This window comes from Kribbella koreensis, assembly GCF_039525325.1.
Taxonomy (GTDB): domain Bacteria; phylum Actinomycetota; class Actinomycetes; order Propionibacteriales; family Kribbellaceae; genus Kribbella; species Kribbella koreensis.
On the sequence record NZ_BAAAHK010000013.1, the window covers coordinates 445,078 to 463,157 of the forward strand.

Below are 18,080 nucleotides of genomic sequence, written 5' to 3' on the forward strand. Positions count from 1 at the left end.
GCCTTTGGTGATAGCTTTCAATAAAGCTTTCTAGTGAGGGGATTGATCGGGATGAACCGAACGCTGCTCCGTGGCGGACTCGTGATCGACACCGAGCCGACCGTGACCGTCCACCGCGACACCGACGTACTGATCGAGGACGGCCGGATCGCCGCAGTCGGGCCCGACCTGGCGGTGACGGATGCCGAGGTGATCGACGCGACCGACCGGATCGTGCTGCCCGGCTTCGTGGACACCCATCGGCACCTGTGGGAGACCGCGCTGCGGGGAACGGCGGTCGACATGGACCTGATGGGGTACATCGAGCAGGTGCTCGGTGGGTACGGTGCGAGGTACCGGCCGGAAGACGTTGCCACCGGCAACCTCGCGGGGGCGTTGGAGTGCCTGGACGCGGGGATCACCACCGTGCAGGACTACTCGCACGTGCAACACAGCCGCGACCACACCGACGCGGCTCTGGACGGCCTCGCCTCGAGCGGCATCCGCGCGGTCTTCGGCTATGGTCCGTCGGCTACGGCAGGCGCAGCGGTTGATCCGGCCGGGATGCGGCACGTCGTGGACCGGGCATCAGGGCTGATCACGCCGGCCCTCGCCGCGATCGGGCCCGCGTTCGCGCCGTTCGAGATCACCCAGGCCGACTGGGCCCTGGCGGCCGAGCTCGGCGTGCCGATCGTCGTGCACATCATGAGCGGCCCGCTGGCGCCGTACCCGCTGCAACTCCTGCAGGACAAGGGCCTGCTGCGCTCCGATGTCCTCTACATCCATGGCAACAACCTGCCCGACTCCGAGCTGAAGCTGATCGCGGACTCCGGCGCGGCGGTCGCTGTCACTCCGGTGGTCGAGGCGCGGATGGAGATGGGTGACCCGATCGCCGGCCGCCTGAAGTCCGCCGGTGTCACCACCGGCCTCGGCATCGACGTCGTCACCACCGCTCCCGGCGACATGTTCAACGCGATGCGCTCGGTCCTCGCCCTCGGCTACCAAACGCTGACCGCCGCCGAGGTACTCCGAATCGCCACCCTGGACGGCGCCCGCGCCCTGGGCCTGTCCGACCGGATCGGCTCGCTGCGCCCCGGCAAGCAGGCCGACCTCGTCCTCCTCCGAGCCTCCGACATCAACCTGATCGGCGGCCTCCACGACCCGATCGCCACCGTCGTCACCTCAGCCCACCCGGGCAACATCGACACCGTCCTGGTGGCCGGCAATCCCGTCAAACGCGACGGCCACCTGCTCCACCCCGACCTCGAGTCCACCTTGGCGGCCGTCCGCAGTACCGCGGAACACCTCCGTGCAGCCTGAGTTCAGGCGAGTTTCGCTTGTATGGGCTGAATGATCTCTTCGGCCGCCCAGGTCGCGAGGCCTGGGCGGAACGGCTTCAGGAGATTCAGTACTACGTGCCCGACGCCGATGTCGGCGAGCTCCAGGACGGTACGCCGGGTTCGCTCGACGTCGTCGGGAAAGGCGTGGGTCTGGACCGACCAGGTGATCTCGCGTGGATCCCGGCCGATCGCCCGGCAGTGCTCGTCAAGAACCCTGCCCCGCTCGGCGATCAGCGCGGTGTCGTTGTGCGGCGGACCGGGGATGTTCCAGATGTCCGCGTGCTCGGCGACCACGCGGAGGGTCCGGTCGCCCCAGCCTCCCAGCAGCAGAGGCGGTCCGGGGTGCTGGACAGGCTTCGGCGAGCAGTAGTTCTCCCGCAGCCGGTAGTACTTCCCGTCGAAGTCGACGACCTCTTCGGTCCACAACCTGCGAAGGATCCGGCAGGTCTCGTCGAGTCGCGCGATGCCTTCGGCCGGCGGTACCAAGTCGAATCCATAGGCGGCGTACTCCGCCAGCGCCGGGTTCTCGCCGTCCTGGTGTGTACCGCCGACCCCCAGCCCGACCACCAGGCGGCCGTGCGAGATCGCGTCAACGGTTGCCGCGATCTTCGCCAGCATGGCGGGTGGGCGCAGCCGGTTGCTCGTCACCAGCAGGCCCATCCGCAAGCGCCCGGTCTGCGCGGCCAGGGCCGCCAGCAGCGTCCAGCCCTCGAAGATCGGCCCACCTTTCGGGCCCATCAACGGCAGCAGGTGATCCCACAGCCACGCGTCCCGGATCACCTCGACGGCGTCGGCCTCGTGCCAGACCGCCGCCAGTTCGTCGTACCCGATCTGCGCCGGCACCGTCTTGATCCCGAACTCCACCATCCACGCCTCCAGTTGATTAGCTGGACAAATAAAAGCCTAGTCGGCTAACGACCTCGCGTGCAACGCTGAAATCCGGTTGTCCGCGGCGGGGCCGGTGCCTAGCCTGCGGGCGTGATGCAGGAGGTGTTGGACATTCCCGGTCGTTCGCGCACGCGTTGACGTAGTCAGTCACCGCGTGCTGCCCACTCTGGTGGCACCGTGAGCCATTTTCCCTGCCCAGGCAGGGCGGCGTGCTGGCCGCCCACCTCGGGAATCGCGCCGCGTTGTTGCTTGCTGCGCTGGGGGTTGTGCCTTTCGCCGTTGACCTTTCTCCTCTCACCGCTGCGTAAGCTCAGATGAGCCTGGGGAACAGCGGGGTCGCTGGCGGGAGCACGCCGTCGATCGGGGTGCACTGGGTGGTGATGCGGGCGGCTGCGCTGGGGAGGAAGGGGGACAGCTCGCCGGCTAGGGACAGGCAGGCGTGGTGGAGGGTGGCCAGGACCTTTGCCAGCAAGGGATCTTGGGTCTTGGCCAGCTGCCACGGCTCGGTGGTTTCGATGTAGCGGTTGGCGGACTCCACGATGTCCCACAGCGCGGTGGCTGCTTTGCGGAAGTCGTAGTTCGCCAGGGCGGTCTCGATTTCGGCGGGTGCGTTGGCGACGGCCGTCCGGAGCTCGCCGGGGGCCGGCTGGAGGTTGGGTACGCGGCCGTCGTAGTACCGGTGGATGAGGGAGACGACGCGGTTGACGAGGTTGCCGAGGCCGCCGGCGAGGTCGGAGTTGCTGCGGGCGATCAGGCGTTCGCGGGTGAAGTCCGCGTCGCCGATCCTCGGGACGTCGCGCAGCAGCCACCAGCGGACGGCGTCGGTGCCGACTTCCTCGACGAGTTCGGCCGGGTCGATCGTCGTACCGGCGGACTTGCTGATCTTGCGGCCGTCGACGGTGAGATAGTCGTGGACGAGGATCTCGGTCGGTAGCTCGAGTCCGGCTGAGAGCAGCGTCGCGGGCCAGTAGACGGCGTGGAAACGGACGACTCCCTTGCCCAGCAGGTGAATCCGGTCGTCGGAGGTCTGCCACCAATGCTCCAGGTCGGGGCTGTCGGTGCCGTAGCCGAGGCTCGACACATAGTTGCCCAGGGCATCCCACCAGACGTAGACGACCTGGTCGGGATCGCCAGGGACCGGGATGCCCCAACCACGAGCCCTTCGTTGCGAGCGTGAGACGGAGAAGTCGTGCAGCCCGCCGTCGATCAGGGCCAGTACTTCGTTGCGCCGGGTGGCCGGCTCGATCCGCAGCTTGCCGGTGGTGATCAGGTCGCGGAGCTGTTCGGAGTACCGGGAGAGGCGGAAGAACCAGTTCTCCTCGGAGACGAGTTGGGGCTCGGTGCCGTGGTCGGGACAGCGGCCGTCGGTGAGGTCCTCGGGCTGGTAGAACTGCTCGCAGCCGACGCAGTACAGGCCCTCGTAATGCTTGCGGTAGAGGTCGCCGGCGTCGGCGCAGCGCTGCCAGATGCGCTCGACCCCGACCCGGTGGCGCGGGTCGCTGCTGGTCCTGATGAAGTCGTCGAAGGACAGGGCGAGTGGCTCGCGCAGCTCTTCGAAGGCCGCGGCGTTGCGGTCGACGAACTCCTGTACTCCGATGCCCTCCGCCTCGGCGGCGAGCACGTTCTTGAGGGAGTTGTCGTCCGTTCCGGTGAGGAAACGGACCTCGTCGCCGCGGCGCCGGCGATGCCGGGCGAGGACGTCGGCCTGGACCAGCTCGAGGGCGAACCCCAGGTGCGGGCGGGCGTTGACGAACGGGATGGTGGTGGTCAAGTAGGAACGCGTCATCGGAATCTCCTGCTGGGATGGAAGGAGAGCCGGGACGACGCCGCCCGGTGAAACGCGAACGAGGCCCCGACTCGGGGCCTCGGATCGACTACGTCCGTCGCTGAACCCCGCGCTGGCGGGGCATCATCTGCTGCGACGGGAAGCTGTTCACGTGTTCGAGATTACCAGGCTGGTGGTTGAGCCCCTAGTCGATTCGGCGGCCGCGGAAACTGTCGGTGGCCGGTGCTTGAGTGGAACCCGGTGAGGAAGCTGGGAGGCGGTCGGCATGAAGGTACGGGTGGAGCGGGATCTGCTGGTGGAGTCGGTGGCGTGGGTGGGCAAGAGCCTGCCCAGCCGGCCGAATGTGCCGATTCTGGCGGGGTTGCTGATGGAGGCGTCGGAGGGGGAGCTGACGCTGTCCGGCTTCGACTACGAGACGTCGCATCGGGTCACGCTGCCGGCGCAGGTGGCCGATCCCGGGCGCTGCCTGGTGTCGGGCCGGCTGGTCGCCGACATCGTGAAGAGCCTTCCCCATCAAGCGATTGACTTCAGCGTCGACGGAGCGAAGGCACTGCTCACCTGCGGCACGGCCCGCTTCACGCTGCAAACCTTGCCGGTGGACGAGTATCCGGAGCTGCCGGCACAACCACCGACCAGCGGTGCCCTCCGCAGCGACGTGTTCGCCCAAGCAGTCGCCCAGGTGGCCGGCTCAGCCAGCCGCGACGACACCATGCCCACCTTCACCGGCGTCAGCATGGAGATCGAAGGCTCCACCATCACTTTGCTGGCCACGGACCGGTACCGCCTGGCCATCCGAGAACTGGAATGGGACCCAGCCACCCCGCCCGCGCCCCCGGCCACCGCCCCGGCTCCGACGTCAGCCCCTGCCCCGCTGGCGGCCACCATCTTGATTCCCGCGCGGGTGTTGTCGGACACCGCCAAGGCGATGACTGGCTCGACGCTCACCCTGTCGCTCGACCGGGAGGCCGCCGGTGGGGACGGTCTGGCGGGGTTCTCGGGTGAGGTTTCCGGTGGCTGTCGATGGACGACCACACGATTGCTGGACGGGAGTTTTCCCAAGGTCCGCAATCTGATGCCGGCCGCGGATGCGATCCAGACCCGGGTCCGGGTCGGTACGGCGACGCTGGTCGAAGCGGTGAAACGCGTCGCCCTGGTGGCCGAGCGCAATGCGCCGATCCGCATCACCTTCAGCGAGGAGGGAGCAACCCTCGACGCCGGCAGCGGTGAGGAAGCCCAAGCATCGGAGTCCATCGAGGCCCGCCTCATCGGTGAACCGGTGACGGTCGGTTTCAACCCGACGTACCTGCTGGACGGCCTGCACGCGATCGGCACCCCAGTCGCCCAACTCGCCTTCACCCACCCCACCAAGCCTGCCGAACTGACCGGCGCCACCGACCTCGAGGAAGACCCCCTGACCAACTTCCGCTACATCCTGATGCCGGTCCGCCTCCACAACAACTGACCAACTGGCCCTGATAACCCGTATTATCGTCACCCTCGACGAGGCGGGGGGCGGCAGCATGGGATTCGACAGCCGGAAGTTGTCAGCGGATTTCGATGACGACTTCGACGAGTACGGCGAGCCCGGTCCGCTCAACCACAGCGCGCTGGAGCGACTGAAAGCAGCTCTCGGCGAGAAGCTCGAGCGCGCCAGACCCGCCGAGGCAGAGCGGTGGGAACAGCAGCTCGAATCGGTGCACTCTGTCGGACTGGTGCCGCTCCTCGGCTGCCTGCGGCATCCCGATCCGGTGGTACGGCGGATCACCGCCTACCTGCTCACCTACGTCGACGACGACATCACGACGCAACTGCTGAACGCGCTGGCCGACGAACAGGACGCGGCCGCCCGGATGGCGCTCCTGGTCAGCCTCGCCGACCGGGACGCCGGCCGAGTGCTGGCCTTCACGGAACCGGGCAACTCCGACACGGACCGGCTCGGTGCCGCGTACGGGCTGACATTGCGGCACCGGCAGGCCGATCCGGCATCGCGGCCCGCACAGGCCGAGCTGCCGTTGCTGAATCGACAGACCGAGGGTGGGTCGGAGATCCCCGAGCGGGTGCTCGACGCGCTGGTGCTCTGCGCAGGACCGGCCGGCCGGACGATGACGATGGAGCTGCCGTGGGCGGAAGGCGGCGGCTCGTGGGCACTCTGGGCGGTTCAACCGACGCTGCCGCCGACTGCTCTGCGGTACTGGCTGCAGCGCATGCTCGACCTCCCCTGGGCGACCGACCCGACGCTGTTCGGGAATCCTGGCTCGCTCGTCCTGATGGCCACGCATCTGTACCAGACGCATCCGGACCTGGCGATCGAGCTGGTGCCGCGGATCATCGACCTGGTGGCGACGACCGATCTGGGGATCGTGTCGACCGGCGTACCGGACCTGATGGCCTGGTTCAAGGATCGGAAGGGACCCGACGGCCCGATCCCCTGGGACCGCGGCGATCGGCGGTTGGTCGTCCTGCTCGATCAGCTGGCGAACCTGAACGACCGCACACCGACGCTCGGACTGCGGAGGATTCTCGTCGCGGCCGGGCATCCCCGAGCGGAGCAGTTCCTGCTGGAGTTGGTCGACCGGCGGCTCTCGAACGAGTCGAGCGAGGTGCTCGGGTCGGCCGCCGGGCACGCGACCGCACTCACCCCACCGCTGGTTGCGCGATTCCGGCAGGAGAAGCAGTTCGACCAGCTCGAACGGTTGGTGGACGCCTTCCCGGACAAGCAGGCGGTGCGTCCCGAGCTGACCGAGAAGCTGCTCGCTCTGCTGCGGTTCAGCGAGGGTCAGACCACTCGCAACCCGGACGTCATCAAGGTGATGGTGATGCTCTGCCAGCAGCTCGGGCGGGTCGGCGAGGCGGATCCAGCGGTACGCGCTGCCCTGCTGACGGTCGGCGCGGGGAGTGATCTGGAGTCGCGGGCCTGGGCGGCCAGGGCGTTGATGGACCTGAGGCACCCGGCCGATGAGGTCGTGCCGATCCTGGTCTCGGTGATCACCGACCATCCCAGGCGGTCGACGAAGGTGCCGCCGAACGAGCCGGCTCTCGGTGAGGGTGGGATAGGCCTCGACTACCTGGCCCTGATGTGGATCGATCAGCTCGGACCGGCCGCGCGGGCCGCGGAGCCGGTACTACGGACGCTGCTGTCCGAGGTGGACCCGAGTCCTTGGGTCGACATCCGGGTCCAGGCCTCCAAAGCCTGGTTCAAGGTGACCGGCGACGCCGAGACCGCTGTTCGCGTCCTCGTCGCGGTGCGTGAGACCAAGTCGCTGGGCGACGGGACTGTCCTGGAGATCTCGCTGATGACCCCGGTACTCCCGATCCTGAACGAGCTCGCGGCCGAAGGGAGTGCCCAGGCCGCGCGGCTGGCAGCATGGCTTGGGTGAACGGACCAGGTCCACAACGGCTAGCGTTGATGGATGGCGGTGTTGGGGACGTTCGAGGATGACGACTACCTGCCGGAGTTCGGCACGCTGACGGTGCGGGACGCCGCCAGTGGCCACGTCGAGTATGTCGACGCCGGGCTGCTGGAGCAGTACGCCACCGAGGCTCAGCCGTGCGGGACGATCGCCCGCGCCGGCGCCGGCTGGCTGGAGGCCGCCTCAGGCGACCTTCCCTGTCACGTCCGCATCCAAGTCCACGACAGCCCACCGAACCTCGACGAACCACTCGAGTGGGTGGAGCTGGTCGAGCTTCCGTATCGCAGCGCCAGTGGTGTGATCGGTCTGACCTCGGTGACGGGCTCCTGGCCCGAGGAGCATCTGCCGCTCGGTGCCCCCGGACCGTACCGGGTCCGCGTCGCCCACCAAGAGCTCCCTCGACCGACTGCGACAGACGAGGCCGGGGAGCCGATAGGCCCTTGGAGCTTGTGGCAGTTGGACTTCTGGCCGGTCGCCGAGGTGGAGCCACCGCGCTGGCTTCGACGGAGCAAGCCGGCCGTGCCGGCAGGGGACCCGGGGTGGGGCTATCTGCTCGGATATGAGGCAGCCGGGGTGATCACCACTCTCGAGTACGTCAGCGGACGGGACGACGGGACGTCCTTGGAGGAGCTGGCGGAGTGGGCCTCGACCCACTCGTGGGGCGACGACTGGCTCGACCAGCCGCTCACGCCGGCCGACCGGGCGTACCAGCTGATGACGCTGGCGACCGTCGCCGAACAGCTCGGCCGAGCAGAGCCGACCAGCCGCCGGATGCTGCCGCCGCTGTTCACGGCACTCGGCTGTCTCACCTTCGGTGGCGACCGCTACCGCCGATCACCAGTTGAGCCGCTACCCCAGGAGGTACTGCGGATTCCACCCGAGACGCTGACCGCGCTCGAGACCTACCAGAGCATGGCCAAGTACACCTCCTTCACCTCCGACCTGATGACGATCGCCTTGTGGGGCGGCGCCGATCAGACCACCGTGGCAGCCCTCGCGGAGCGCACGCTCGCCTCGCCGGAGGAAGTACGAGGAGCGCTCGGCGATGCCGTACTACGCAAGCTGATGGCCGTTGAAGGCGACCCGGCCGGAGAGTTCACCCTGACCGTGTTCGCGGCCCAGGCGCACTGAGTCAGCGCCAGATGCTGTCGCTGATCGCCAGGCCCAGATAGGCGGCGCCGAGGCCGGCCAGGATGCTGGCCGTGACGTTGGCGACGGCGGCGAGTCTGGCGTTCTGTTCCCACAGCCGCAGCGTTTCGTACGAGAACGTCGAGTAGGTCGTCAATGCGCCGCAGAACCCGGTACCGACCAACAGTTGCACCCAATGCGGAGCATCGGCCGCGGTGCTCGCGCCCACGACGAAGCCCAGGATCGCCGAGCCGACGACGTTGACGGTGAACGTGCCCCAGGGGAAGTCACTGTCGTGCCGCGACTGAACCGCGCGATCAGTCAGATACCGCAGGGGAGCACCGGCAACAGCACCCGCGATGACGAACAAGACCTTCATCGACGGCTCCGCCGGACGAGCGCGCGCGTGACATGCGTACCGGCGAAGACGGCGGCGATCGCCCCGGCCACGGTCGCGAACAGATAGCCCACCGCGATCAGCGCATGCCCGTCGGCGAGCAACCGCTGGAGGTCGACGGCGTACGTCGAGAAGGTGGTGAACCCGCCGAGGATCCCGGTCCCCACGAACGGCCGCAGCAACCGCTGCCCGATCCACACCTCGGACACCAGCACCATCAGTACGCCGATCAGCGCACACCCCACCACGTTGATCATCATCGTTGCCCAAGGCCATGATCCCGCGGCGGCCGGCCACGCGACGCCAACGCCATAACGCGCCGACGCCCCGATCGCACCACCGGCCGCGATCGCCCCGACCACCGCGGCCTCACCCCGCCGGACCGGTACTACGCCCGCCGGGTGCCGCAGATCGACGTCGGAGTCAACCGGCTCCCGCGGCGACGGATCCTTCTGCACTCCCACCTCCCGGCCTTGGTGACAGCACGATAGCCCGCTGGATCAGCACCGGACGGAAATGCCTCGTCCGCGGACCGGCGGGTAGGAGAGGATGGCGAACATGACCGAGATGACTGGTGTACGGCTGGCCGGTGACGGACTGATCCTGCGGGAATGGGTGGAGGCGGATCTCCCGGCGATGGTCGAGTTGTTCGACGATCCGGCCGTGGCGTACTGGACGCCGCTCGTGACACCGTTCGACGAGCAGGCGGCGAAGGCTTATCTCGAGGTGGCACAGGCGGACAACGGACGGATCCAGTTGGCGATCACCACCGACGGCGAACGGCCGCTCGGCGAGGTGCTGCTGATGCCGAAGACGCTGAGTGTCGGGTACTCCGTCGGCTCGCAGTTCCGCGGGCAAGGCCTCGCAGTACGGGCCGTGAAGCTGATCACCGCGTACGCCCATGAGGTCGCTGGAATGCCCCGGGTGCTCCTGGAGATCGAGGCCGAGAACGAAGCCAGCAACGCGGTGGCTCGTGGGGCCGGCTACGAGTTGACCGACGCTGAGCCCACACCGGTGACCGAGAAGGGACGCGACCTGCTGCTCTACACGTGGGAGCACCTCGCCTGAGCGGCCGCGCGGTTCAGTTTCGGCGGGCCTTCAGGGCGAGGGCGTGCGGGACCGGCATGCCTTCGGGCTCTTCGACGCGTTCGAGGGTCAGTTCGGGGTGGAGGAACGCGTTGAGTAGGTCCGGCAGGGGGAGGTGGCGCATGCCGACGCGCTTGCGGATGCCGTCGTCGGCCCAGGCCGGTGACTCGTCGTGCCAGCCGGGGGTCCGGTACGACGGGTGGATGAGCCGCGTACCGTCTTCGTTCCACTGGACATGCGGGCCGTTGAAGGCGGGGTGGACCCCGTAGCAGACCAGCAACCCGCCAGGGCGTAGTACGCGGACCGCCTCGCCCAGGGCGCTCGGGAAATCATCTAGGTCGGTGGAGATCCACATCGCGATCACGGTGTCGAAGGAGCCGGCGGCGAACGGGAGCAGCGCGGCGTCCGACTCGATCAGCGGGCCGTCGGTGCGGGTGCGGGCCAGCCGGAGCTGGTCGGACGAGCGATCCACCCCGACCACCGTCCGGCCGCTGTCGCGGATGGTGTCGAAGTTGCGCCCGGTCCCGCAGCCGAGGTCGAGGCAGGGGCCCGAACCGGGGCCGAGCAGCTCCAGCAGACCGGGCTGGTGGCGGGGTGCTCCGACGACGAAGCGGGCGTCGTACCAATCGGCCAAACCGTTGTAGCGAGCGCCCATCGAGGCCTCCCCAGTCGACGAGAAACCATCCTATCCAGGCGGGCGACCAGCCTCACTTAGGTCAGGGAGGTGACCTGCAGGTAGTCTTTCCTGACGCTCTCTTTAAGTTTGGAAGGTCCAACTGTGGGTTCTGTAATCAAGAAGCGCCGTAAGCGGATGGCGAAGAAGAAGCACCGCAAGCTGCTGAAGAAGACGCGGGTGCAGCGCCGCAAGCTCGGCAAGTAGCAGTTCCCGCCGTCCTGGGATCCAGGGCGGCGTTGACGGAGTTGTTGCTGTCTGGCTGGGGGTCACTCGTGGCACAGGTAGTGATGGTTACCGGCGTCTCTCGAGATGCCGGTGCTCGTTGTGCCCGCAGACTCGCTGCCGACCCCGGGATCGACACCGTGATCGGCATCGATGTGGTGCCGCCACGCGCCGAGCTCGGCCGGGTCCGGTTCGTCCGGGCGGACATCCGCAACCCCGTCATCGCGAAAGTCATCGCCGGTGAGGACGTCGACACAGTCGTCCACACGGGCGTCGTGGCGACCCCTGGCAGCGCCGGGGGACGGTCGTCGATGAAAGAGATCAACGTCATCGGCACCATGCAGTTGCTCGCCGCGTGCCAGAAGGCGCCCGGCGTACGCAAGCTCGTGGTCAAGTCGTCGACCACGGTGTACGGCGCCGGTCCGCGCGACCCCGCGATGTTCACCGAGGAGATGGCGCCGCGGGCGATCCATCAGACCGGGTTGAGCAAGGACGCGGTCGAGGTCGAGGGGTACGTGCGCGGGTTCGCCCGGCGCCGCCCCGACGTCTGCGTCACCACCCTGCGGATGGCCAACTGGATCGGCCCGCAGACCGACTCCCCGATCACCCGGTACTTCGCGATGCCGGTCGTGCCCACCGTCTTCGGCTTCGACGCCCGGCTCCAGTTCCTGCACGAGAACGACGGCGTCGAGGCGATCCACCACGCGACCGCGCACGATCTGCCCGGCACCTTCAACCTGGCCGGCGACGGCGTGGTCACGCTGTCCCAGGCGATCCGTCGCCTCGGCCGGCCCGCGTTCCGGCTCCCGTCGTTCACCGCGGCAAGTACAGCGGCCGTTGTACGCCGGGCCCGGCTGGCCGACTTCTCGCCGGACCAGATCACCTTCCTGACCTACGGCCGCGCGGTGGACACCACCCGGATGCGGGCCGAGTTCGGTTTCGAGCCGGAGTACACGACCGCCGGCGCCTTCGACGACTTCCGCGCCCACCTCGGTACGGGCGCCGTCACGCAGGCCTCCCGCCTGCTCACTGCTGGACTGAGCGCCGGGTTGGGAGCACTGCGTGGCTGACGCCGACGTCATCCCGATCGGATCGGGCGGCCGCCCAGGCCGCGGCAGCGGACGCCGCACCACGCCGTCCGCCGCAGCCCGCGCCCTCGCGGGCCCCGAAGCGGTCAAGGACAGGGCAGAGCGAGCCCGCAACCGGACAGCCAAGGCCCGTGCTGATGCCGAAGCCGTCCAGCCGGCTGAGCTCGGCAAGGCGAAGCGGCCCGGCAAGGCCCGGGTCGGCAAGGGCGCTGCCGGAGCTCGCGGTCAGGCAGCCGCGCACGGGCCGGCCGATGACGCCCCGGGCGTGGGCCCATCGGCGGCAGCGGCAGAGGAGCTGGCGGCCGGGTTCGGCCCGCAGGCCGGCGACTTCGGCCAGACCAGTGCTGTGCCGCGCGGCCTGAAGGACTTCGCGGCGTTCGAGAAGATCGTGCGGGAGACGTTGGGGGCCGACGGGGAGCGGCAGCTGGCCGAGTTCCTGGCGTTTTTGCGGCGGCGGCTGACGGGGGAGTACGAGGTCGACGAGTTCGGCTTCGATCCCGACCTGACCGACCACGTGATGCTGAAGTTCCTGCGCCCGCTCGCGGAGAAGTGGTTCCGGGTCGAGGTGCGCGGGATCGAGAACATCCCCGAGACCGGCAGCGCGCTGATCGTCGCGAACCACTCCGGCACGATGCCGATCGACGGGCTGATCACCCAGCTGGTCGTGGCCGACCACACGAACCGGCCGCTGCGGACGCTGGCCGCTGACCTGGTCTTCAAGACTCCGTTCGTCGGCGAGCTGTCCCGCAAGGGCGGGGCGACACTGGCCAACAACGACGACGCCGAGCGGCTGCTCCGGCAGGGCAACCTGGTCGGGGTCTGGCCGGAGGGCTTCAAAGGACTCGGTAAGCCGTTCAGCGAGCGGTACAAGTTGCAGCGGTTCGGTCGCGGCGGCTTCGTCAGCGCGGCCATGCGGACCGGCGTACCGATCGTGCCGTGCTCGATCGTCGGCGCCGAGGAGATCTACCCATTGGTCGGCAACATGGCGTCGCTGGCTCGCCTGGTCGGGGTGCCGTACATCCCGGTCACACCGTTCTTCCCGCTGCTCGGCCCACTAGGCCTGATCCCGCTGCCGTCGAAGTGGCTGATCGAGTTCGGCGAGCCGATCCGCACCGACGAGTTCCCCGACGGCGCCGCCGACGACCCGATGCTGGTCTTCAACGTCACCGACCAGGTCCGCGAAACCATCCAGCAGACCCTCTACACCCTGCTGATGCAACGCCGCAGCGTCTTCTTCTAACCCCGCCCCGCTGCCCCACCCCACCCCACCCCACCGCCCGAGCGCCGACTCGCAAAGCCGACGTTTGAGGGGTTAACCCCTCAGCTGGTGGGTTGCCTCCTCGGATTCTGACGGGGCAACCCACCGTCTCAGGGGTTAACCCCTCAAATGACGCGCGAGAGAGCCGGGCCGCGACAGGCGGGCGACGGCGGGCGGGGGGCGGTGGGGATGCGGTGGGGATGCGGAGAGCCCGGCTTCCGAGGGAAGCCGGGCTCTTCGGGTGGTGATCAGTTCCAGGGTGGCAGGAGCGTCTGGAGGACGCCCGGCAGGTTGATCGTCGGGAGGTTCAGCGTCGGAAAGGGCCAGGGCCAGCTCGGGGTGCCGGGGGTCGGCAGCGTGGGGACGGTCGGTCCCGACGGTGTCGAACTCGGTTTCGTCGATGGCCTGGGTGGCGTCTTCAGGTCGGTCGGCCGGGTGGTCGGCTCCTGGACGATGGTGGTGTCCACCGTCTGGGACGGAACCGTGGTGACCCCGGAGCTCGGCGGCTTGGCCGACGGCGCTGTCGTGGTCTTTCCGCTCGGCGACGAGCCCGCCTTGATCGGCGTGCTCGGCTCCGTGCCGGGGTTGATCGCCGGGGCCGGGCCGCTGTTCTTGGCCGGCTTCGGCTTGTCGCACTTCGGGCAGGCCCGCGCCGTGACGCCGGCCTGCTTCTCCAGCATCGACAACGCCTCGACGGCCGGCTTGAGCGACTCGGGCGGCAGTTTCGGAGCGAGCTCACCGATGGCCTGGCGGGCGCTGGTGATGAACGCGGTGACCTCCGCGATGGAGGCCGGATCGCCGTCCTGCTGGTACGACGCGACGAGCCTGGTGATGCCCTTGCGGCCTGGATGGTGAAGTCCGCCAGGGTGCTGTTGATGGTGGACACGTCGCCACCGTTGTTCACCAGCGCCTGGATCTCGGTCAGCCTGGTCTTGGCGTGGTCGAGCTCGCGCCGGCCCCGGGAACCGTCCCCGACGCTGACGTTGGTGGAGACGTTCTCGATGCCGCGCTTCATGCCGTACAGCGCGTCGCCGGGCATCGCCTGCTGAGCGGCGGCGGCAGAACCGATGCCACCTCCGAGCAGGACCAGCGCGGCGGTACTGGCCACCAGCCGGATACGCCGGCCGTGACGATGGCGGATATCTGTCACGGACGCGTCGTCGTCCTCGCGCTCGGGCGGATCGTCCGAGTTCTGCGGAATGCTGGGTACCACGGTCGGAGTCGTGGTCGCGGCTCGCGCCGCGGCCTGCTCGAGGAGGCGGTGCCTCAGCTCGGCAGCGAACTCCGGTCGCGGTGTCACTGCGCCGGCGGTCCTCAGCCGTCCGACCAGCTCCACAGCATCCATCAGCTCAGGGTCATCGCTCAGTCGCGAAGAGTGACGGGGCCCGTGATCGACGGCGTGCGCGAAGGTCTCCGCGCGCGCTCGAGCCCTGTGTAGGTCACTCATGAGTTCTCGTTCTCCTCAATGGCCGATCGGGGTCACCGAAAGGTCCTCACACAGGCAAACGAGGAAACTCCCTGACGGGTTACGAAAGACATTCGTTGTCATCCTCCTCACCTCAAGTCCTTGGGGATAACCTTCGCCAAGTGCCGGACGGCCCTCAGTTGCAGTTGCTTGACGGCGCCCTCGGATTTCTCCAGCGCCTTGGCCGTCTCCGCGATCGACAGACCGGCGAAGAATCGCATCGTCAGGCAGTCGCGCTGCTCCTCGGGCAGCGCGGCCACGGCGTCCCGCAGCACCTCGGCGGTGGCCGCGGCCAGCACGTCCACCTCCGGGCCCTCGGTCTGCCGGTCGTGCGTCTCGATCTCGTCGGTGACCACCTCGAGCCGGACCCGGCCCGACTTGTAGTGGTCGGTGATCAGGTTCCGGGCGATCGTCACCAGCCAGGCGCCGAAGTCCCGGCCCTGCCAGCGGAACGAGTCCAGCGCGCGCAGCGCCCGGACGAACGTCTCACTGGTCAGGTCCTCCGCGAGCGCCGACGACGACACCCGCGCGTAGATGTAGCGATACACGGTCAGCGAGTACTCGTCGTACAGCTCGCCGAACGCACCGACGTCCCCTGCCTGGGCGCGATCGACGAGCTCTGCGCGTCTCATCCCGTCCGGGCTTGGCTCCGGCGTCGTCAAGTTCTCTCCCCGTTCAACTGACACGTCTGCGTCTGACACGCCCACTGATGACACGTTCTTGCAAGACACTGCCGCGGATGGCCACAGCGGCTGAGACAGCACCGAGCGTTACGCCTAAGGCACCCGCTGTCAACAGCGCGCGGCGTGCCGCCTTCCGTCCGGTCCGATAATCACGCACCTTCCAGCCGGCCACCTCGGCATGCCGGCGGAGCCTGGAATCGGGGTTGATCGCGCAGGGATGGCCCACCAACTCGAGCATCGGCAGATCGTTGACCGAATCCGAGTAGGCCGCACAATCGGCCAGGTGAAGCCCTTCGTGCGCCGCCAGCGCGCGGACCGCCTCCGCCTTCGCCGGACCATGCAAGATATCGCCGACCAAATGTCCTGTATAGACCCCGTCTCGCGTTTCTGCAATCGTTCCCAGCGCTCCGGTCAGACCGAGCCGGCGGGCCATCAGGCGGGCCACCTCGACCGGCGAGGCGGTCACCAGCCAGACCCGCTCGCCCGCGTCCAGGTGCTGTTGGGCGAAGGCCTTGGTGCCCGGCCAGATCTTGTCGGCCATCAGCTCGTCGAAGATCTCCTCGACCAGGATCTGTACTTCGGCCACCCGGTGCCCGGCGATGAACGAGAGCGCCGACGAGCGCGCGTTGGCGACCGATTCGGGCGTTTCGCCCTGCAGCCGGAACCTGAGCTGGTCGACCGCCTTGCGGGCGATCTCGGCGCCGGTGAAGAACTTGCGCCGGTACAGACCTCTGGCCAGGTGGTACACCGAGGCGCCCTGCAGCATGGTGTTGTCCAGGTCGAAGAACGCGGCCGCATGCGTCACCGGCGGGGTCTGCAGCGCAGCCTCCAGTTCGGCGGCGGCGGCGCTCGCCTCCCCGGCCAGCACCGACCGGGCGCGCAGATCGCGCGTCGTTGGTCGAGTCACAGGATGGACCCTAGCGCTGTCGTGACAGACTCGCCTGGTGAACTTCAACTTCGCGGATGTTCTTCGTGACACAGCGCGACGTCACGGCGAACGTCAGGCGCTGGTCGACGGGGATCGGCGGCTGACCTACGGCCAGCTCGACGAGGCCGTCGACGCGGCTGCCCGGGGGTACTCGGCGGCCGGTCTCGTACCGGGGTACCGGGTGGTGCTGCTGATGGCGAACAGCATCGAGTTCGTTACCTCCTACCTGGGATGTCTTCGCGCCGGACTGGTCGCCGTACCGCTCAACACGGGCCTGACCAAGGGCGAGATCGGCAACGTGATCGCGCACTCCGGAGCCCGTCTGGCGGTCGCCGACGGGGACCTCGCGGACAAGCTCGAAGGGGTCAGAGTGGTCCGGCCCGGTGAGCTCACCGGTGACGCTCCGCTTACGCCACAGACCGACCCGGAGGCCCTCGCGGTCCTGCTCTACACGTCCGGGACGAGCGGCGACCCGCGCGCGGCGATGCTGACCCACCGGGCGCTCGGCGCGAACGTCCGGAACCTGGCCGATCTCGGCGAGGACCGGATGGGTCCCGAAGACGTCGTGCTCGGCGTGTTGCCGATGTTCCACGCCTTCGGCCTCAACGCGGTGCTCGGCTGGGCCGTCGCGACCGGAGCGCAACTGGTCATCGAGGCACGCTTCGACTCCACCGCGACCGTCGACCTGATCCGCCGGTACGCCGTGACGCGCCTCCCGCTCGCCCCACCGGCTCTGAACGCGTTCATCGCCCGCCCGGACCTGAAGGAAGCGCTCAGTACGGTCAAGGTCGTGCTCACCGGCGCGTCGACCCTCGAACGAGGGCTCGCGGACCGTTTCGAGCAGGCCAGCGGACTGTTCGTGCACCAGGGCTACGGCCTGACCGAGGCCTCGCCCGGCGTCACCACGACACTCGGTGAAGACGAGCCGAAGCCGGGTTCGGTCGGCCGGCCGCTGCCGCACGTGGAGCTGCGGATCGCCGACGAGCAGGGTGAGGACGTCGAGGGCGACGACCCGGGCGAGATCCTGATCCGTGGCGAGAACCTGTTCTCCGGCTACTGGCCGGACGGGGTCGACGGCCCGGACGACGAGGGCTGGTACCGCACCGGCGACGTCGGCTTCCTGGACGCCGACGGCGACCTGTTCCTGGTCGACCGGCTCCGCGAGCTGATCATCGTGTCCGGCTTCAACGTGTTCCCGAGCGAGGTCGAGGAGGTCCTCGTCCAAGCGCCGGGGGTGCGGGAGGCCGCCGTCATCGGCGTACCGTCCGAGGACACCGGCGAGGCGGTCAAGGCGTTCGTCGTACCGGCGACCGGCGCGGCGCTCGACCCGGTCGCGATCGGCGAGTACGCCGCGACCCGGCTGGCCCGGTTCAAGTGCCCGGTCGAGATCGAGGTGGTCGACCACCTGCCGCACTCGGTCACCGGCAAGGTCGCGAAGGGCCGGCTGCGCGAGGCGGACCGATGAGCGACCGGGTCACCCTCTACGGCAAGCCCGGCTGCCACCTCTGCGACGACGCCCGGGCGATCGTCGCCGCGGTCTGCGCCGAGCTCGGGGTCACCTGGAGTGAGATCGACATCACCCAGGACGAACAGCTCTTCAAGGAGTACGGCGAGCAGATCCCGGTCACCTTCGTCGACGGCCGTCAGCACGACTTCTGGCGGGTCGACCCGATCAGGCTGAAGAGGGCCTTGACAAGTTAGTGCTCTTGACCACTTGCGCGGTTCTCGATTTTGTTCTCACGTTCA

At 68.6% G+C, this 18,080-nt stretch carries 18 protein-coding genes and 1 pseudogene; 11 read left to right on the top strand and 8 right to left on the bottom strand.

Features of this window, described 5'->3' with window-relative positions; genetic code table 11:
• Positions 1-51 precede the first annotated feature (51 nt).
• A complete protein-coding gene (locus ABD116_RS26335) occupies positions 52-1,299 on the top strand; it encodes an amidohydrolase family protein (RefSeq protein ID WP_343975673.1) in 1,248 nt (415 codons plus the stop codon).
• Positions 1,300-1,301: 2 nt separating this feature from the next.
• Here ABD116_RS26335 and ABD116_RS26340 read toward each other — a convergent pair whose 3' ends face one another.
• Positions 1,302-2,186 carry an LLM class flavin-dependent oxidoreductase gene (locus ABD116_RS26340; RefSeq protein ID WP_343975676.1) on the bottom strand — a complete coding sequence of 295 codons (885 nt, stop codon included), beginning with the start codon at positions 2,184-2,186 and terminating at the stop codon, positions 1,302-1,304.
• Positions 2,187-2,517: 331 nt separating this feature from the next.
• A complete protein-coding gene (gene metG, locus ABD116_RS26345; protein ID WP_343975679.1) occupies positions 2,518-3,993 on the bottom strand; it encodes a methionine--tRNA ligase in 1,476 nt (491 codons plus the stop codon).
• Positions 3,994-4,258: 265 nt separating this feature from the next.
• Between metG and dnaN the strand changes: the two genes are divergently transcribed.
• Genes dnaN through ABD116_RS26360 form a run of 3 tightly spaced genes read left to right on the top strand, consistent with a single transcriptional unit; the run spans position 4,259 to position 8,534 of the window.
• Positions 4,259-5,455 (top strand): DNA polymerase III subunit beta, encoded by a 1,197-nt coding sequence (dnaN, locus tag ABD116_RS26350; RefSeq protein WP_343975682.1) that lies wholly within the window; start codon positions 4,259-4,261, stop codon positions 5,453-5,455.
• Positions 5,456-5,513: 58 nt separating this feature from the next.
• Complete coding sequence (locus tag ABD116_RS26355; RefSeq protein ID WP_343975685.1) at positions 5,514-7,370, top strand: hypothetical protein; 1,857 nt, start codon at positions 5,514-5,516, stop codon at positions 7,368-7,370.
• Positions 7,371-7,403: 33 nt separating this feature from the next.
• Positions 7,404-8,534, top strand: a complete 1,131-nt coding sequence (locus ABD116_RS26360) for a DUF6042 family protein (protein WP_343975687.1) — start codon at positions 7,404-7,406, stop codon at positions 8,532-8,534.
• A 1-nt stretch (position 8,535) separates the two neighbouring features.
• Here the strand turns inward: ABD116_RS26360 and crcB are convergent, their stop codons facing one another.
• Positions 8,536-8,910, bottom strand: coding sequence for a fluoride efflux transporter CrcB (crcB, locus tag ABD116_RS26365; protein WP_343975690.1), 375 nt, complete (start codon positions 8,908-8,910; stop codon positions 8,536-8,538).
• The gene (locus tag ABD116_RS26370) at positions 8,907-9,386 is read right to left on the bottom strand and encodes a fluoride efflux transporter FluC (RefSeq protein ID WP_343975693.1); all 480 of its coding nucleotides are present in this window, start codon (positions 9,384-9,386) and stop codon (positions 8,907-8,909) included. The genes crcB and ABD116_RS26370 overlap by 4 nt, the downstream gene beginning before the upstream one ends.
• A 100-nt stretch (positions 9,387-9,486) precedes the next feature.
• On the opposite strand from ABD116_RS26370, the gene ABD116_RS26375 reads away from it, so the two are divergent.
• Complete coding sequence (locus tag ABD116_RS26375; protein WP_343975696.1) at positions 9,487-9,996, top strand: GNAT family N-acetyltransferase; 510 nt, start codon at positions 9,487-9,489, stop codon at positions 9,994-9,996.
• 13 nt (positions 9,997-10,009) lie between these two features.
• Here the strand turns inward: ABD116_RS26375 and ABD116_RS26380 are convergent, their stop codons facing one another.
• On the bottom strand, positions 10,010-10,669 hold the full coding sequence (locus ABD116_RS26380) for a class I SAM-dependent methyltransferase (protein WP_343975699.1): 660 nt from the start codon (positions 10,667-10,669) through the stop codon (positions 10,010-10,012).
• Between the two features lie 123 nt (positions 10,670-10,792).
• On the opposite strand from ABD116_RS26380, the gene ABD116_RS26385 reads away from it, so the two are divergent.
• From ABD116_RS26385 to ABD116_RS26400, 4 genes are all read left to right on the top strand, one after another.
• Positions 10,793-10,894 (top strand): 30S ribosomal protein bS22, encoded by a 102-nt coding sequence (locus tag ABD116_RS26385; RefSeq protein WP_008356322.1) that lies wholly within the window; start codon positions 10,793-10,795, stop codon positions 10,892-10,894.
• 83 nt (positions 10,895-10,977) lie between these two features.
• Entirely contained in the window at positions 10,978-11,982 is a 1,005-nt protein-coding gene (locus ABD116_RS26390; protein ID WP_343976834.1) for an NAD-dependent epimerase/dehydratase family protein, read from the top strand.
• Positions 11,975-13,240 (top strand): lysophospholipid acyltransferase family protein, encoded by a 1,266-nt coding sequence (locus ABD116_RS26395; RefSeq protein WP_343975702.1) that lies wholly within the window; start codon positions 11,975-11,977, stop codon positions 13,238-13,240. The genes ABD116_RS26390 and ABD116_RS26395 overlap by 8 nt, the downstream gene beginning before the upstream one ends.
• Before the next feature lie 309 nt (positions 13,241-13,549).
• Positions 13,550-14,113: a hypothetical protein gene (locus ABD116_RS26400; protein WP_343976872.1), complete on the top strand. Its 564-nt coding sequence runs from the start codon at positions 13,550-13,552 to the stop codon at positions 14,111-14,113.
• A gap of 37 nt (positions 14,114-14,150) precedes the next feature.
• Here ABD116_RS26400 and ABD116_RS26405 read toward each other — a convergent pair.
• From ABD116_RS26405 to ABD116_RS26415, 3 genes and pseudogenes are all read right to left on the bottom strand, one after another.
• Positions 14,151-14,705 (bottom strand): annotated as a pseudogene (locus ABD116_RS26405) (DUF5667 domain-containing protein); the annotation flags it as partial.
• 107 nt (positions 14,706-14,812) lie between these two features.
• Entirely contained in the window at positions 14,813-15,355 is a 543-nt protein-coding gene (locus tag ABD116_RS26410; protein ID WP_020388025.1) for a sigma-70 family RNA polymerase sigma factor, read from the bottom strand.
• 43 nt (positions 15,356-15,398) lie between these two features.
• On the bottom strand, positions 15,399-16,274 hold the full coding sequence (locus ABD116_RS26415) for an HAD family hydrolase (protein WP_343975706.1): 876 nt from the start codon (positions 16,272-16,274) through the stop codon (positions 15,399-15,401).
• Between the two features lie 76 nt (positions 16,275-16,350).
• Here ABD116_RS26415 and ABD116_RS26420 point away from each other — a divergent pair, with 76 nt between their 5' ends.
• Together ABD116_RS26420 and ABD116_RS26425 are read left to right on the top strand one after the other, a co-directional pair.
• Positions 16,351-17,799 (top strand): class I adenylate-forming enzyme family protein, encoded by a 1,449-nt coding sequence (locus tag ABD116_RS26420; RefSeq protein ID WP_343975709.1) that lies wholly within the window; start codon positions 16,351-16,353, stop codon positions 17,797-17,799.
• Positions 17,796-18,035, top strand: coding sequence for a glutaredoxin family protein (locus ABD116_RS26425; RefSeq protein WP_343975712.1), 240 nt, complete (start codon positions 17,796-17,798; stop codon positions 18,033-18,035). Before ABD116_RS26420 ends, ABD116_RS26425 begins: the two co-directional genes overlap by 4 nt.
• The last annotated feature ends 45 nt before the right edge of the window (positions 18,036-18,080 follow it).

Coding starts and splice junctions, on each gene's coding strand:
- ABD116_RS26335 (WP_343975673.1), top strand. CDS start 52: ATGAACCGAACGCTGCTCCGTGGCGGACTCGTGATCGACACCGAGCCG.
- ABD116_RS26340 (WP_343975676.1), bottom strand. CDS start 2,186: ATGGTGGAGTTCGGGATCAAGACGGTGCCGGCGCAGATCGGGTACGAC.
- metG (WP_343975679.1), bottom strand. CDS start 3,993: ATGACGCGTTCCTACTTGACCACCACCATCCCGTTCGTCAACGCCCGC.
- dnaN (WP_343975682.1), top strand. CDS start 4,259: ATGAAGGTACGGGTGGAGCGGGATCTGCTGGTGGAGTCGGTGGCGTGG.
- ABD116_RS26355 (WP_343975685.1), top strand. CDS start 5,514: ATGGGATTCGACAGCCGGAAGTTGTCAGCGGATTTCGATGACGACTTC.
- ABD116_RS26360 (WP_343975687.1), top strand. CDS start 7,404: ATGGCGGTGTTGGGGACGTTCGAGGATGACGACTACCTGCCGGAGTTC.
- crcB (WP_343975690.1), bottom strand. CDS start 8,910: ATGAAGGTCTTGTTCGTCATCGCGGGTGCTGTTGCCGGTGCTCCCCTG.
- ABD116_RS26375 (WP_343975696.1), top strand. CDS start 9,487: ATGACCGAGATGACTGGTGTACGGCTGGCCGGTGACGGACTGATCCTG.
- ABD116_RS26380 (WP_343975699.1), bottom strand. CDS start 10,669: ATGGGCGCTCGCTACAACGGTTTGGCCGATTGGTACGACGCCCGCTTC.
- ABD116_RS26390 (WP_343976834.1), top strand. CDS start 10,978: ATGGTTACCGGCGTCTCTCGAGATGCCGGTGCTCGTTGTGCCCGCAGA.
- ABD116_RS26410 (WP_020388025.1), bottom strand. CDS start 15,355: ATGAGACGCGCAGAGCTCGTCGATCGCGCCCAGGCAGGGGACGTCGGT.
- ABD116_RS26425 (WP_343975712.1), top strand. CDS start 17,796: ATGAGCGACCGGGTCACCCTCTACGGCAAGCCCGGCTGCCACCTCTGC.